The sequence below is a fragment of the Bartonella sp. AA78NXGY genome, assembly GCF_042197005.1.
In the GTDB taxonomy this organism is placed as follows: domain Bacteria; phylum Pseudomonadota; class Alphaproteobacteria; order Rhizobiales; family Rhizobiaceae; genus Bartonella.
In genome coordinates this window covers 29,486-44,450 of sequence record NZ_JBHIRI010000008.1, presented here as the reverse complement: position 1 = coordinate 44,450, position 14,965 = coordinate 29,486, and the positions used below count along the sequence as shown (strand labels likewise).

Below are 14,965 nucleotides of genomic sequence, written 5' to 3'. Positions count from 1 at the left end.
GGAAATCCTTGTGGCAGTGCTTGTAATTTGGAATAGATTTTATGAACAAAGATGCATATAAAAATCTCACAGCTGTTGAAGCAGAACGTGAATTAGAGTGGTTGGCAAAAGAGATTGCACGTCATGATGTGCTTTATAATCGTGATGATCAGCCTGAAATTTCTGATGCAGAATACGATGCTTTACGTCGTCGTAATGCAGAAATTGAAGCTCTTTTTCCAGAGCTTATACGTATTGATTCTCCTTCACATAAAATTGGAGCACCAATTTCTGAAAAATTTGAAAAATCTGTTCATGCACAGCCTATGCTTTCACTTGATAATGCGTTTAGCTCTGAAGATGTTACTGAATTTGTTGAGCGTATTCGTCGTTTTTTACGGCTTCCAGAAACACAAGTGTTGGAAATAACAGCGGAGCCAAAAATTGATGGTTTATCTTTGTCTTTGCGCTACGAAAAGGGGCAGCTTGTGCGTGCGGCAACGCGTGGGGATGGAACTGTCGGTGAAAATGTGACGGCAAATGCCCGAACAATTGCTGATATCCCACAAGTTTTGCAAGGTGATTTTCCTGATATCATTGAGGTGCGTGGTGAAGTTTATATGGGGCGGGAAGATTTCCAAGCACTGAATATCAGCCAACAAGAGAAGGGCAAGTTAACCTTTGCCAATCCTCGAAATGCGGCGGCTGGTTCACTCCGTCAGCTTGATTCACGGATAACCGCTAGCAGAAAACTTCAATTTTTTGCTTATGCTTGTGGTGAGGTGAGTGAAATATTGGCAGAAAGTCAAATGGAGATGATGAAAAAGCTAAAAGAATATGGCTTTGTTATCAATCCATTAACAAAAGTCTTTAAGAGAGTAGAAGAAATTATTTTCTATTATCGTGATATAGAAGAACGCCGTCATTCTTTAAGCTATGACATTGATGGCATTGTTTATAAGGTTAATGATTTGATGCTCCAAAAGCGTTTGGGGTTTGTTTCTCGTTCGCCGCGTTGGGCTATCGCCCATAAATTTCCAGCAGAAAAAGCGATAGCGCTTTTGGAAGATATTGACATTCAAGTTGGTCGCACGGGAGCTTTGACACCTGTTGCACGTCTTACGCCTATTACTGTTGGTGGAGTGGTGGTGACCAATGCTAGTTTGCATAATGAGGATTATATTAAGGGAATTGGTCATAAAGGAGAGCCCATTCGTGAAGGACGTGATATCCGTGTAGGCGATAGCGTGATTGTACAACGTGCTGGTGATGTGATCCCTCAAATTGTTGATATTATTGCTGAAAAACGTCCAAAAGATGCTTCTGCTTTTGTTTTTCCTCATCTGTGTCCCGCTTGTGGGAGTCATGCTGTTCGTGAAGAGGGAGAAGCCGTGCGTCGCTGTACAGGGGGGCTTATTTGTCCGGCACAAGCGATTGAACGTATTCGTCATTTTGTTTCACGCAATGCGTTTGATATTGAGGGCTTGGGTAAAAAACAAGTGGAGTTCTTTTTCCATGTTCAAGATGAAGCGCTTTGTATTCATACACCAGTTGATATCTTTACTTTAGAACGGCGCCAAGAAAAGTCTTTGATCCGTTTGGAAAATATGGAAGGTTTTGGTACTGTTTCAGTGCGGAAATTGTATGATGCCATTAATGCGCGCCGAGAAATTCCTTTGAGCCGTTTTTTGTTTGCATTGGGGATTCGTCATGTTGGCGAAGTGAATGCACGCCGCCTTGCACGTGCTTATAAAAATTATACAGCTTTTGAGACTGCGGCTATGGAAGCATTTATGCCATGTGATAAGGAAAATGAAGAAGGAAATGAGGCTTGGATAGAGCTTACCAATATCGAAGGAATTGGACCACAGGTAGGGAGCGCAATTGTTGATTTTTATCAAGAAGAGCATAACCGTGAGATTTTATCTGTTTTGCTTGAAGAAGTAACTCCTCTTGATGAGGAGCCTATCATAGCAGATTCTTCACCAATAGCGGATAAGATTATTGTTTTTACAGGAACTTTGGCGCATATGTCACGTGATGAAGCAAAAGCATTGGCAGAGCGATTGGGGGCTAAAACATCTGGTTCACTTTCTAAAAAAACAGATCTTCTTGTTGCAGGACTTGGAGCGGGCTCCAAATTGGCTAAAGCTGAGGAATTAGGTGTTGAGGTTATCGATGAAGAGGCTTGGCTACAGCTGATTGAGAAACATAATGTTTAGAGGATGTTTTCTAGAAGATCGTATGCTGTTTGTATGATTATCTCTCTTACATTTTTTGGGGGATGAAATCAAAAAGAGGGATAATAGGGGCTGTTTTTTGCAAAAACAGAGCGCCATATATTTTAATATTTATTACGTTATTTAAAATAATTAACGTTGAGCTTAAATATTAAACTTAAACTATTATGATGAAGAATATACAAGGTTATTATTAGTACAAAATATAAATTATTACTGTGAAGCAAGGTAAAAATTGTAAATAAATATGTATAATTTAATCCAAAATGCCGTAATAAACCAATTATAATGACGTAATAGAAATATAACGCGGAAAATTACAAAATATAACGAAAGTTTCCATATAAAGGAAATAGGGATATAATAATGTCTGGATGGAGATCGCCAAGATAAGTATTACCACGTATAGGTGTATCTCATCTTGCTTCACCTAGGTTAGCGTTTACCATACCAGCAAAAAACTTGAAGTATCTTGTAGAAATATTTTTCATATTTCCTGACGCAGATACATATTTTTCCCTTAAAAAGAGAAAATCCTGTGTTTTGTAGAAAGAGTAAAAGTTATAGGTTGCTTCATTTAAAGGGGCATTGTTGCTTCTTTTGCCCATTTTTTATCTTCTTCATTTAAGTAAGGTGCATTCATCTGATAAACGCGCGCATGGTAATCATTGAGCCATTGTCGTTCTTCTTGTGTCAAAAGCTCTGGAAGGATTAACCGTCGATCAATGGGGCAATGTGTAAGTGTTTCGAACGAGAGCATTTCTATATCTCCACCATCAATTTTTTGTGCTGGCTTCACAATCATCAAATTTTCAAGACGGATACCAAAAGCGCCTTCGCGGTAATAGCCTGGCTCGTTTGAAAGAATCATACCGGAGATGAGTTCTTGGCACCCTTTACGAGAAATATTTTGCGGTCCTTCATGGACAGAAAGATAAGATCCAACACCATGACCGGTGCCATGAGCATAATCAAAACCAGCTTTCCACAATGCAATGCGTGCAAGAGCATCAAGGTCTTGTCCTCGTGTGCCTTTTGGAAATCTGATAGTTGAAAGAGTAATCATGCCCTTGAGAACAAGAGTGAAACAGCGTTTTTCTTCTTCTCCAATATTCCCAATTGCTACGGTGCGTGTGACATCAGTCGTGCCATCACGATATTGTCCACCTGAATCAACGAGGTAAAGTTCACCGGCTTTGAGTTGTTTATTTGTTTGCGTTGTTACACGATAATGAATAATGGCACCATTTTCTCCTGTTGCGGAGATTGTATCAAAAGAAAGATCTTCAAGTTTTTCTCCCATTTCTTTTGCTGTATTTATGCGAAATTCTTCTAATTTTTGAGCAGCAGAAATTTCACTTATTGACCCTGGTATTTGTTTATCTAACCAAGAAAAAAAACGGGTTAGGGCAACACCATCGCGTAGATGCGCTTTGCGTGTGCCATTGAGTTCTGTGTCATTTTTAATGGCACGTGGTAGAGCAGCAGGATCGGTAAGTGTGATAAAAAAGCTATTTTTTTCTTCAATAACAGTTCGTAATTTTTCGCATGTTAGCTGTGGATCTAAGGCAAACACTGTCCCTTTTTGAATATACTCTTTGATCTTGGGAATAAGCTGTTCTGGTTCATATAATTTTGCATAACGTTCTAGATATTGTTTCTGTTCTACACCAAGTTTTTTGCTGTCAATGAATAAAGCTGGTGTTTTGTTAAGTGGAATGAGAGCAAAACAAAGGGAAAAAGGCGTGTTGGAAACATCATTGCCCCGTATATTGAATGTCCATGCAATGGAAGAGGGGTCTGTAAAAATAAAAGCATTTGCATGAGTTTGCTGTATATCTTTGTAAATCAAAGCGAGTTTTTCATCTGTATCGCACCCAGCATATTTGAGAGGGTGAATTGATAAGGCAGATTGTGGTAACTTTGGTTGATTATGCCAGAGCAAATCAATGGGATTATGTTGAACTTCTACAAGTTTTCCACCTGCTTTCATTTCTAATGCGTTTCTCAATGCATCGGTGGCAGCAATCGTGTGGAGCCATGGATCAAAGCCAATAGAAAGTTTTTGACCATTTTTTTCAAGCCATTGTGAGGGAGGACAAGTTATGAGATCTTCATAATTAAAAATATCAGGATCAGTTTGTTGGCGAACTTGGAGCTTATATCGCCCATCTGTAAATATGATGGCTTTGTTTTTTAAAATCAGTGCAATCCCAGCTGATCCAGTAAAGCCGGTTAACCAGCTAAGGCGTTGAGCATGAGGAGGGACATACTCTCCTTGATGCTCATCACATCGCGGAACAAGAAAACCATCGAGTCCAAGGTGATCGAGTTCTTTACGAAGGCAAGAAATGCGTTCTGCTGCATAAGCAGGATTTGTTGTCGCCTCAAAAGATTGATACATAACGACGTCCTTTTCTTTTATTTTATTTCAGATGTATCGTAACCCATCCTTGCCGGTGGTATGTTTCGATATGCTTCATTCCTTGTTTTATATAAGTATCTAAAACGTAGGCGTGTTGCTCTTCAAGAATTCCAGAGAGTATAAGTGATCCCCCTTTTTTAAGGGCTTTTACCATTTCTTGCGCAAGTTCAATAAGCGGATTAGCAAGGATATTGGCAACGATGAGATCAAAAGGCGCACGTGTTGCAATGTGTTCATGGGTAAAACTTGTTGCTGTAACAGCTGTAATATACTCTTTTACGCCATTAAGCTCGATATTATGTTGTGCAACTTGAATAGCAATAGGATCAATATCGGAGGCGAGAATACTAATGGGCTTGAGCATTGCTATGCCAATGGCTAAGACTCCACTACCAGTTCCAAGATCAAGGGCATTTTGTGGATTTTCGTGTTTCATGACTTTGGCAATCATTTCCAAACAACCAGCTGTTGTCCCATGATGTCCTGTTCCAAAGGCTTGATTTGCTTCAATTTCAATAGGGAGAACATTTGCTGGAATGGCGTTTCGGTTGTGACTTCCATGAAGGAAAAAAGGACCGGCTTGCACAGGTTTTAGTCCTTCTAGGCTTTTTTGTACCCAATCAATGTTGGGTAAAACTTCCATATTAATATTATCAAAATCTATAGAAAGGATTTGAGCAAAACGTTTCAATGCGTTCTCTTGATTGTCTTGATCGACATATAGAGAAAGCTCATATACAGCATTTTGTTCATCTATCTCTGTAAGAGCAAGAGGATACCCTTCTTCGTCAAAGGCTGTTTCTATAAGGGTATAGAACCGTTCTGCTTCATTTCTAGAAGCAGTATAATAGAGGCGAATTTGTTGCGACATGCTGTTCTTTCTTTTGATCGGTTTTTTTAGTTTAAGATGAGTTTTTTTAACCGTTCAATGGCGATTTCATCTTTTAATTCGCTATCGCTTTCTTTCGTGTCATAACGGATAACGCCAGCTAATTTTCCACCTTTTTTGAGTAAAAAAATTGCTGCTGTATGGTTATATGTATAGTTTCCATCTGTTTCAGGGACTTTTTCAGCAACGATGTTGAAAGAATTGACCATTTTATGAACTTTTTCAGGATCTCCGCTGATGCCAACAATTTTATTGTTAAAATTACTGAGATAATCATGGAGTACTTTTGGTGTATCACGTTCAGGATCAACAGTCACAAACCATATACCTAATTTATCAGCTTCAGGCCCAAGGGCTGTAAGCCATCGATCAAGATTCATCAGTGTGGTAGGGCAGCTTTCAGGACACATAGTGAAGCCGAAAAAAATTATTGAAGGCTTGCTTCGAACATCAGCCTCAGTAATATTTTTTCCATTAGAATCAGTGAGCGTAAAGTTATCACCTAAAGGCTTATTTGTCAGCGTATCATAAATAAAAACACCTGCAAGAAATATGATTGTCAGCCCCAAGATGCGTATTACATTTTTCATAGTTTGACTCTCTTAGATAGATCGAGAAATTGTAACATCGGCAGGTTTGTTTTGCAATGTTTGTTTCATGGTTGATTTTATTGGCTTGATTGGTATGTCTTTCCATATCTATTGATAAAACATTGGTGAAAGATGTATGAATATTGAGAAAGATCTTCGATTTCATGAAAGTGAACCTCGTATCCATACGACAGCGCGGCTGCATGGTTGTAAATTAGGGCGCTATGTGGAAATTAATGAGCGGGTGATTTTACGGGATGTAACCGTTGGAGATTTTTCTTATTTAGAGCGTAATAGTGAGGCTATTTATAGCGATATTGGGCGTTTTTGTTCTATTGCATCTCATGTACGGATGAATGCGTTGGAGCATCCTATGGAGCGCGTTTCAACGCATAAAATAACCTATCGTCCAAACGAATATTTTCGTTATATGGCATTAGATAGTGGTTTTCGTGAAAGGCGTTGTGCAAAACGTGTTATTATTGGGCATGATGTGTGGATTGGACATGGTGCGGTTATTATGCCTGGAGTGACAATTGGTCATGGCGCTATCATTGGCGCGAACGCTGTTATAACGAAAGATGTTATGCCTTATACGATTGTCGTTGGGGTGCCTGCTAAGCGATTGCGGATGCGTTTTCCCAATCATGTGATAGAATGCCTTTTAAATATGGCTTGGTGGGATTGGCCACTTGATAAAATTCACGACGCATTGCCTGATATGCAAAATCTGCCCATTGAAGCCTTTGTTCGTAAATGGAAATGATAGTCAGAATAAAACAAAGTGGTTTCTTGAAAAAACTGATCGTGGTTTACTTGTAATTAAGCTTTGTTTACAAAATTGTCTAGTACACGCTTTTCTCCGGCTTTTTCGAACATTATTGTCAATTTATGATCGTCTATTGCTGTAATATAACCATAGCCAAATTTTATGTGAAAAATCCGATCATTGACAGAAAAATCTGATGGTGCATGAGAGATTGATTGAGAGATAACTTTCCCTTCAATATTCTTGTTTTTTTGTGCACGCTTTTGTCTTGCTGTTGCATAGTCAGTATAAAAGGAATCGTGATGTTGAAAGGAAGATTTTCCATAACCACCATAGGATGTTTCCATTTCTACAACTTCTATATGTTCTGCTGGTAATTCATCTAGAAAACGGGAGGGAAGAGCAGGTTGCCAAAGTCCATGAATTCTTCGATTCGATACAAACCATATATGCAAATGTTTTTTTGCTCTTGTTAGACCTACGTAAGCAAGACGCCGTTCTTCTTCTAATCCTGAACGTCCACCTTCATCTAATGAGCGCTGGTGGGGAAAGAGTCCTTCTTCCCAACCTGGAAGAAAAACTGTTTCAAATTCAAGTCCTTTGGCTGAATGAAGTGTCATGATGTTGACTGCATCCATATTTTCATTATTTTCCGTTTCCATAACGAGTGCAACATGTTCCAAAAAACTTTGAAGATTTTCAAATTGTTCCATGGAACGAATCATTTCTTTAAGATTTTCTAGTCTTGTAGGAGCCTCTGGTGAGCGATCTTCTAACCACATGGTTGTATAACCAGAATCATCAAGGACGATCTCGGCAAGTTCTCTATGAGGAGTGTCTTGAAGCATATTTTGCCAGCGGCGGAAGTTTTCAATGAGGCTTCGTAACGCACTGCGTGCCTTAGGCTTTAATTCATCTGTTTCAATGATGTCTGCGGCAGCAGAAAAGAGAGGAACAGCACGTGCACGTGCACTCTCATAAAGAATGCGCAGGGTTGCATCTCCTATGCCGCGTTTGGGTGTATTAATAACACGCTCAAAAGCTAAATCATCAGTAGGTTGGACAACAACGCGTAAATAAGCCATGGCATCACGTATTTCCATTCGCTCATAAAAACGAGGACCACCAATGACGCGATAATTAAGGCCAAGTGTTACAAAGCGATCTTCAAATTCACGCATTTGAAATGATGCGCGTACCAATATAGCCATATGATTTAATGCATGACCGGTTTGTTGTGCGCGTTCGATTTCTTCTCCGATTGCTCGTGCTTCTTCTGCCGAATCCCATGCTGAATGAATTTTTACCTTTTCTTCCTCACTCTTTATTTGAGCAGAAAAAAGGACTTTTCCCAGTCTTTCTTCATTATGAGCAATGAGATGGGAGGCGGTTTTAAGAATATGAGATGTTGAGCGATAATTGCGTTCTAGACGAATAATTTTAGCAGAAGGAAAATCTTTTTCAAAACGTAATATGTTTTCGACTTTTGCACCACGCCATCCATAAATGGATTGATCATCATCGCCAACACAACAAAGATTAACATGTTGACCTTGAGGATGTTGGGCCAAAAGCCGAAGCCAAAGATATTGTGCTGTATTTGTATCTTGATATTCATCGACAAGAATATAACGAAATTGAGAATGATATTCGCGAAGAATATCTGGATTATGTTGGAAGATAGAGATAGAATGAAGTAGAAGGTCACCAAAATCACAAGCATTAAGATCTTTTAATCGATTTTGATAACTGTGATAAAGTTCACGTCCCATGCCGTTACCAAAGGAATGAGCATCACTTTTTGAGATATGTTTTGGTGAAAGTCCTTGATTTTTCCAAGAATCAATCATCATGGCAAGGTTTCGTGCGGGCCAACGCTTATCGTCTAATCCTTCAGCTTGAATAAGTTGTTTTAAAAGTCGAAGAACATCATCGCTATCAAGAATTGTAAAGTTTCTTTTTAAATCAACAAGCTCTGCGTGACGGCGTAAAATTTTAGCTCCAGTGGAATGAAAGGTTCCAAGCCAAGGCATACCTTCAACAACTTCTCCAATAAGTTCACCAATACGTATTTTCATTTCACGTGCTGCTTTGTTGGTGAAAGTGACAGCAAGTATTTGCTGAGGAGAAGCAAGTCCAGAGCGTAAAATGTGAGAAATACGGGTTGTTAAAACGCGCGTTTTTCCTGTACCAGCACCTGCAAGAACTAAAAGAGGCCCCTCAGTATTCATAACAGCTTGTTGCTGTTCTGGATTGAGTTGTTCTAAATAGTCTGTGTTATATGATTTTTGTTCTTTTAGAGTATGGGAGAAAAAACCAGAGCTCTTCTTATCATGGTCTGGAGGGGAATCTTCTTCAAAGAAAGGTATGGTATGATCAGAAAAATTACTCATTATCTCTCTTTTGTAGTCTTTTTTTTATTGAAGTTCTAGATTAAAAAAACTTCTCTTAAAAAGTCACAACAGTTTCAGTTGAACAGACAGAAAGAGAACGTAAAAAATAAGCACAAACATTAAAGGCGTTGGGTGAGAACGCTTTGAAGGGCATAAACGCGTAACGAAGCCGAAAGATTTACTTGTTGTGGTCTTTTGCTATCAATATCGGTAATAATAAAGGCTAAAGATTGTCCTTTTTTGCGGGCTATATCTTTTAGAATATCTAAAAATGGTGGTTCTAAAGAGACGCTTGTTGCGTGTCCATCAACGCGAACAGATATCTTTCGTGGAATGACTTTTGACCAATCGATAGAATTATTTTCGTGCATTTTTCCACCTTTATTCGTCGTTTCGCAAACGATTTTGATCAAGAAATTTTTGCATTTTTAAAGATTTTTGCTGCTCAAAATTTTTTTCAGTTTTTGTTCGTCCAAAACGATAACGATTTTGTTCAGCACAAAGAGATTTTTCTGTACGTTTTTTTTGTTTTCGAAATTGGCGAAGATTAATCAATTCAGTCATGAGAAAAATTATTTTTTCCGAAAGGAATCTAAAGAGACAACATCAGCACTTTGATTTTGTTTTGCATCGTTATTTAAAGGTTCTTTATTTGTACTGAGATTTTGTTCTTTTGTAAGCGTATTTTCTTTTTTTTGTTTGTTTGATAAGGTAATAGGCGTCGTTGAGGTATTTTCTGAATTTTCACTTTCTCCAGAGGTCAGATTTGAGGGCAGATCAAATGCTGCTTCAAATGCTGCTACAGGATCGTAAAAGACCTGAATGGAAGTAAAAGGAATCACGAGCTTTTCGGTTATTTCCCTGAAAGAGAGAGTTACTTCGAAAGCTGTTTCTGAAACACTGAGATCTCTAAATTGATGTTGTAAGACGATTGTCATTTGCTCGGGATAGCGATTTTTTAGCCGAGGAGAAATTTTAACGCCTAGGGCATTTGTCAAAAAAGTTATAAAAAAATGATGATTCCCCGGAAGACCTGCTTTGGCAACTTCCGATAAAACTTTACGGATAACTCCACGAAGCGCATCCTGAACGAGAATATCGTAACGGATTTGATCTTTAACCATCGAAGTTTATTCCTTTTATTTCACGTAGCAGAATGGGGCGTATTGATATTGTGTGACAGAATATATTTTAAATTAGCAGATTTTTTCTACGATGCACCTCAATAAATCGAATAAATACGAAACTCTATGGTAAATAATGTCTGATAATGTCTGAAAGATCAATCAACAACATTTAAAAAAGTGAAGGCTTCTGTTGCCAGGTGCCTCCGAACCCCGCTTAAACCTGCGACGGTTTAAGACTTAAATTGAAACATTCACACCACCTTAAGCGGCGAGACGTGCTTCCGCATAGTTGTCATTTGCAACTACTCATTTAGCCCGATAACGGTGGTACAATGCCGAGTAAAAGAGCGATCTTTACACCCTTGTCGATCCTATTTCGCCCCCACCAAAATATAATTTTGGTTTCTTATATTTTGGTGGAGGCGCCGGGTACCGCCCCCGGGTCCAATAGGTTTATTTCACCGTCCATTTATTACCATAGCTGGTGAACCAGCCCTCTAAATATAGATGAAGAACAGTCTTAGGAAAAGGGGGGTTGTTAATATTTTTAATCCTCTAATTATTTATGGAGCTATATGATGCGGCTGTAAAGTATAGTCCGCTCATTTTTGGAGAGGAGATGATGCAAAATGACAAATAATCTAGCAGATATTAAACTATATGATTTAAATCCCGATGAAGCAGCAGTAGAACGACTTAGCCGTCGTTTAGCTTTAGTGATGAAAAATAAGGATGCAGCGCTTGTTGCTACATCGGATCCAAAAGAGTTAGAACGTGTTGAAAAATGGGTTCAAGATGTTTTAGAAGCCGATGAGAAGAGTGCTAAAATGGCTGTTTCAAAAGTGGCTGAGATGATGTCTGGAGAGCGTAGAAAAAGTCGTGTGACTTTTTATTATCTAGTTGCTAAGCACCTTAATGCACTTCATAAAATTTAAACAATATTAAATTTGTGATAATGATAAAAAAAAGCCCAATTTCTTGGGCTTTTTCGTTGATAAAAAGGGTTAATGTTTTTCATCCTCTTGGAGGTAGCCTCCTTTACGCATACTCGGGACAAAGAGAAGAGCAATGAATGCCATGATCATCACGACGGTTATATAAAAATAAAAGAGTGATTCATGACCGTACTTTTTTAATCCAAGCGCAACGTATTCAGCAGAACCACCAAATAAGGCGTTGCCAATGGCATGAGAGATGCTAACGCCTAATGCGCGTATTGAAGAGGGAAACATTGCTGATTTGACGACACCAGAGATGGATGTATACATGCTCATAATGAAGAGCAAGCCAATAATGACGGAAAAGGCAACCCATATACTATGCGTATTACCGATTATCCAGAGTCCAGGAAATGTAAAGATGACAGAGAGTATACTCCAAATGATAAGTAAAGTTTTTGTTCCAATTTTATCGGCTATGATACCAGCTATGGGTTGGAATAGGATGAAAATAAATAGTACAGCTGTCATAATCGTTGTTGCGGTATGTTTATCAAAGCCGGTGGTTGTGATCAGATATTTTTGCATATAAGTCGTAAAGGTGTAAAATGTGAGTGATCCTCCTGATGCAAAGCATGCAATTACGACAACGGCTTTTGTATGCTTGGTGAGAAGTTCCTTAAGACTGCCAGAGTGTTTGTGAGAGCGGCTTTCTTTCGTGGTTGTTTCGTGGAGAGAACGACGCAGATAAATCGCAATCACTGCCCCGAAACCACCAATCACAAAAGGAATGCGCCATCCCCATGCTTTTAACTGATCTTCAGAGAGATAAGATGCTAGAATAAATATAATGAAGCTGGCAAGAAGTTGACCTGTAATAAGGGTAGCTGATTGGAAAGAAGCAAAAAGCCCACGATGTTTTTTGAGGGCAACTTCGCTCATATAAGTGGCTGCTGTACCATATTCACCACCTGCTGAAAGTCCTTGCATCATCCGAGCTAAAAGTAAAAGGATTGCTGATGTTACTCCTAAGGTTTCATAGGTGGGAAGTATGGCGATGAAAAAAGAGCCACCACACATCATAAAAATGGATATAAGCATCGAGCGTTTACGTCCATAACGATCGGCGACAAACCCTAAAAACCAAGCTCCAATAGGGCGCATAAGAAAGCCAATAAAAAACACACCTGCGGTTTTTAACAGTGGCGTAATCGTATCACCATCGGAGGGAAAGAATTGTGATGCAAAATAAATTGATGCAAATGAGTACACGTAAAAATCATACCATTCTACGAGATTTCCTGATGCGCTTGCTATAATAGCAAAAACACGTTTTCTTGCATCCTGTGATGCTGAAGTTGTTTCATTTTTCATGAATTGTTCCCCTTTTGGATTTATAGTTCATATTTTCTAAACATAATTGTTTATGATTTCCAGAAAAATTCAATGGTATTATAACAATTTCTTAGGGAAACTCTTTAAGATGATTTATTAGAGTTATGTTGTCATTCGTTTTAAGATTTTTACTTGTGTTATAGAATAAAAAGTTATCACGTTGCATTTAAAGGGAGAGAACATTGAAAAGTAGATCAAGATACCTTTAAACTTTATGATAAGAATGCAATATTGGCATCATACCGGAAGATCATAGAAGAGATGGTCTTTATGAGCAGAAAGCCCCAAAACTGAAAATATTTCATAAAGCTTAAATAATGTAAAAGGGGATTTTGTGTCCTCACTTATCTTATTGTATCATAACACATCATCATTTAGGAGGGTGAGGTAAGCCTCAGATAAGGTTTTCCGTATGAGGTGTTTTTTAGATATCGTGATAAATATTTAGGGTAGGGCTGCCCATAGAATCTTATCAAGTAAATTACATAAAGAGGGCAGTAACTATAGACAATTTAAGAGAAACTGAGTTGTTTGTAAGACGAATGCGGGGCGAGCTTTTCGTTCTTTACTAGGGTGGAGAGGGGATCAAAAAAAGCCCAATTTCTTGGGCTTTTTTATCCAGAAAATAAGTTTAATGAAGTCTATCGTCTTTATCGAGATATCCTCCTTTATCTATATCGGGCATAAGAAGAATAGAAATGAGTGCAATGACCATCATACCAACGATGTAAAAAAAGAAAACAGATTCGTATCCCATATTTTTTAATCCAAGCGCTACATATTCAGCAGAACCGCCAAAGAGTGCGTTGCCAATGGCAAAAGCAAATCCAACACCAATTGCTCGGATTGAAGCAGGGAACAATTCTGCTTTTATGATACCAGCAATGGACGTATAAAAACTCATAACACAGAGTATTCCAATAATAATTAAGAGTGCTGTCCATGGATTATGGGCATTACCGATCATTTTAAGTACAGGAATGGTGCAGATAATGGATAATGCCCCCCAACTAATGAGTGAAGCTCTTGCTCCAATTTTATCGGCTAGGGAACCAAAAAGGGGTTGGAGTAGCACAAAAACAAAGAGGGCGGCAGTCATTATCGTTGTTGCGGTTTGTTTATCAAAACCAGTGGTTGTGATCAGATATTTTTGCATATAAGTGGTGTATGTATAAAATGTGAGAGATCCACCAGCTGTAAAGCCAACAACCAAAAAGAAAGCTTTTTTATGATTACGAAAAAGTTCTTTAAGACTACCAGCGTGTTGTTCAGAGCGGCTTTTGAGGGTTGTTGTTTCATGAAGCAAGCTACGCAGATAAATTGCAACGATTGCTCCAAAGCCACCAATGACAAAGGGAATACGCCATCCCCATGCTTTTAACTGATCCTCGTTAAGGTAAATGGCTAAAATAAATATTATAAAACTTGCCAGAAGTTGACCTGAGATCGTTGTTGCATATTGAAAAGAAGCAAAGAGACCACGACGATTTTTGGGCGCAACTTCACTCATATACGTTGCTGCTGTACCATATTCACCGCCAACGGAAAGCCCTTGAAACATACGGACTAAAAGGAGAAGAAATGCTGCTGTTATTCCCAAGGTTTTATAAGTGGGAAGTATGGCAATGAGAAAAGAGCCACCACACATCATAAAAACAGAAATAAGCATTGAGCGTTTACGTCCATAACGATCCGCAATGTATCCAAAGAGCCATGCTCCAATTGGACGCATAAGAAAGCCAATAAAAAAGATTCCTGCCGTTTTTAACAGTTGTGTAACAATATCTTCATCTTCAGGAAAAAATTGTGAGGCAAAATAAACCGATGCAAAGGAGTAAGCATAAAAGTCGTACCATTCTACCAGATTTCCTGATGCGCTGGATATGATAGCAAAAATACGTTTCCTTGTATCATGTGGATCTAAAGTTGTTTGATTATTCATGAAGTATTCCCCTTTTAGATTTATAACTTTTCTTCTTTTTAAAGCTATTTACGATGTGCATTATAAAAACGCCATTGTATCATGATAATTTTTTAGGGAAACATAAAGATTTTTTCTAGAGCTATCAGTGGTGTTTTGGGCTCATGGTGTTGTTACATTGCGTAAATCATACGCTTTTTACTATCCTTAAGGAAATATTATTTTTTGTTTGATTGTGAATTATTTGCATATGCAGAGTGTTTATGAAGATATGATACTCTTTAGTTTATATGCTTGAT

At 38.4% G+C, this 14,965-nt stretch carries 12 protein-coding genes and 1 other RNA gene; 3 read left to right on the top strand and 10 right to left on the bottom strand.

Annotation, left to right across the window (positions count from 1 at the left end; genetic code table 11):
• Positions 1-41: 41 nt before the first annotated feature.
• On the top strand, positions 42-2,201 hold the full coding sequence (ligA, locus tag ACFINL_RS05850) for an NAD-dependent DNA ligase LigA (RefSeq protein WP_375650987.1): 2,160 nt from the start codon (positions 42-44) through the stop codon (positions 2,199-2,201).
• A 595-nt stretch (positions 2,202-2,796) separates the two neighbouring features.
• Here the strand turns inward: ligA and ACFINL_RS05845 are convergent.
• From ACFINL_RS05845 to ACFINL_RS05835, 3 genes are read right to left on the bottom strand one after another with little or no spacing between them, the layout of a single operon-like run.
• The gene (locus ACFINL_RS05845) at positions 2,797-4,623 is read right to left on the bottom strand and encodes an aminopeptidase P family protein (RefSeq protein ID WP_375650984.1); all 1,827 of its coding nucleotides are present in this window, start codon (positions 4,621-4,623) and stop codon (positions 2,797-2,799) included.
• Between the two features lie 22 nt (positions 4,624-4,645).
• Entirely contained in the window at positions 4,646-5,515 is an 870-nt protein-coding gene (locus ACFINL_RS05840; protein ID WP_375650980.1) for a 50S ribosomal protein L11 methyltransferase, read from the bottom strand.
• Between the two features lie 26 nt (positions 5,516-5,541).
• On the bottom strand, positions 5,542-6,123 hold the full coding sequence (locus ACFINL_RS05835) for an SCO family protein (RefSeq protein ID WP_273790767.1): 582 nt from the start codon (positions 6,121-6,123) through the stop codon (positions 5,542-5,544).
• Positions 6,124-6,259: 136 nt separating this feature from the next.
• Between ACFINL_RS05835 and ACFINL_RS05830 the strand changes: the two genes are divergently transcribed.
• On the top strand, positions 6,260-6,889 hold the full coding sequence (locus ACFINL_RS05830; protein WP_375612008.1) for a DapH/DapD/GlmU-related protein: 630 nt from the start codon (positions 6,260-6,262) through the stop codon (positions 6,887-6,889).
• A 56-nt stretch (positions 6,890-6,945) separates the two neighbouring features.
• Here the strand turns inward: ACFINL_RS05830 and ACFINL_RS05825 are convergent, their stop codons facing one another.
• The 5 genes from ACFINL_RS05825 to ssrA all read right to left on the bottom strand — a co-directional run bounded on the left by ACFINL_RS05825 (position 6,946) and on the right by ssrA (position 10,945).
• Entirely contained in the window at positions 6,946-9,285 is a 2,340-nt protein-coding gene (locus ACFINL_RS05825; protein WP_375613379.1) for an ATP-dependent helicase, read from the bottom strand.
• A gap of 119 nt (positions 9,286-9,404) precedes the next feature.
• A complete protein-coding gene (locus tag ACFINL_RS05820) occupies positions 9,405-9,656 on the bottom strand; it encodes a ribbon-helix-helix domain-containing protein (RefSeq protein WP_273788067.1) in 252 nt (83 codons plus the stop codon).
• Positions 9,657-9,666: 10 nt separating this feature from the next.
• Entirely contained in the window at positions 9,667-9,849 is a 183-nt protein-coding gene (locus ACFINL_RS05815) for a DUF4169 family protein (RefSeq protein ID WP_375612011.1), read from the bottom strand.
• Positions 9,850-9,857: 8 nt separating this feature from the next.
• Positions 9,858-10,409, bottom strand: a complete 552-nt coding sequence (locus ACFINL_RS05810) for an SspB family protein (RefSeq protein ID WP_375650975.1) — start codon at positions 10,407-10,409, stop codon at positions 9,858-9,860.
• A gap of 179 nt (positions 10,410-10,588) precedes the next feature.
• Positions 10,589-10,945, bottom strand: a transfer-messenger RNA (tmRNA) gene (gene ssrA / locus ACFINL_RS05805).
• A gap of 96 nt (positions 10,946-11,041) precedes the next feature.
• Between ssrA and ACFINL_RS05800 the strand changes: the two genes are divergently transcribed.
• Positions 11,042-11,347 carry a DUF2853 family protein gene (locus ACFINL_RS05800; RefSeq protein ID WP_375650971.1) on the top strand — a complete coding sequence of 102 codons (306 nt, stop codon included), beginning with the start codon at positions 11,042-11,044 and terminating at the stop codon, positions 11,345-11,347.
• A gap of 69 nt (positions 11,348-11,416) precedes the next feature.
• On the opposite strand, the gene ACFINL_RS05795 is transcribed toward ACFINL_RS05800, so the two are convergent.
• Both ACFINL_RS05795 and ACFINL_RS05790 read right to left on the bottom strand, forming a co-directional pair.
• The gene (locus tag ACFINL_RS05795) at positions 11,417-12,724 is read right to left on the bottom strand and encodes an MFS transporter (protein WP_375612014.1); all 1,308 of its coding nucleotides are present in this window, start codon (positions 12,722-12,724) and stop codon (positions 11,417-11,419) included.
• A 652-nt stretch (positions 12,725-13,376) separates the two neighbouring features.
• Positions 13,377-14,687, bottom strand: a complete 1,311-nt coding sequence (locus ACFINL_RS05790) for an MFS family transporter (RefSeq protein WP_375612015.1) — start codon at positions 14,685-14,687, stop codon at positions 13,377-13,379.
• Positions 14,688-14,965: the final 278 nt, after the last annotated feature.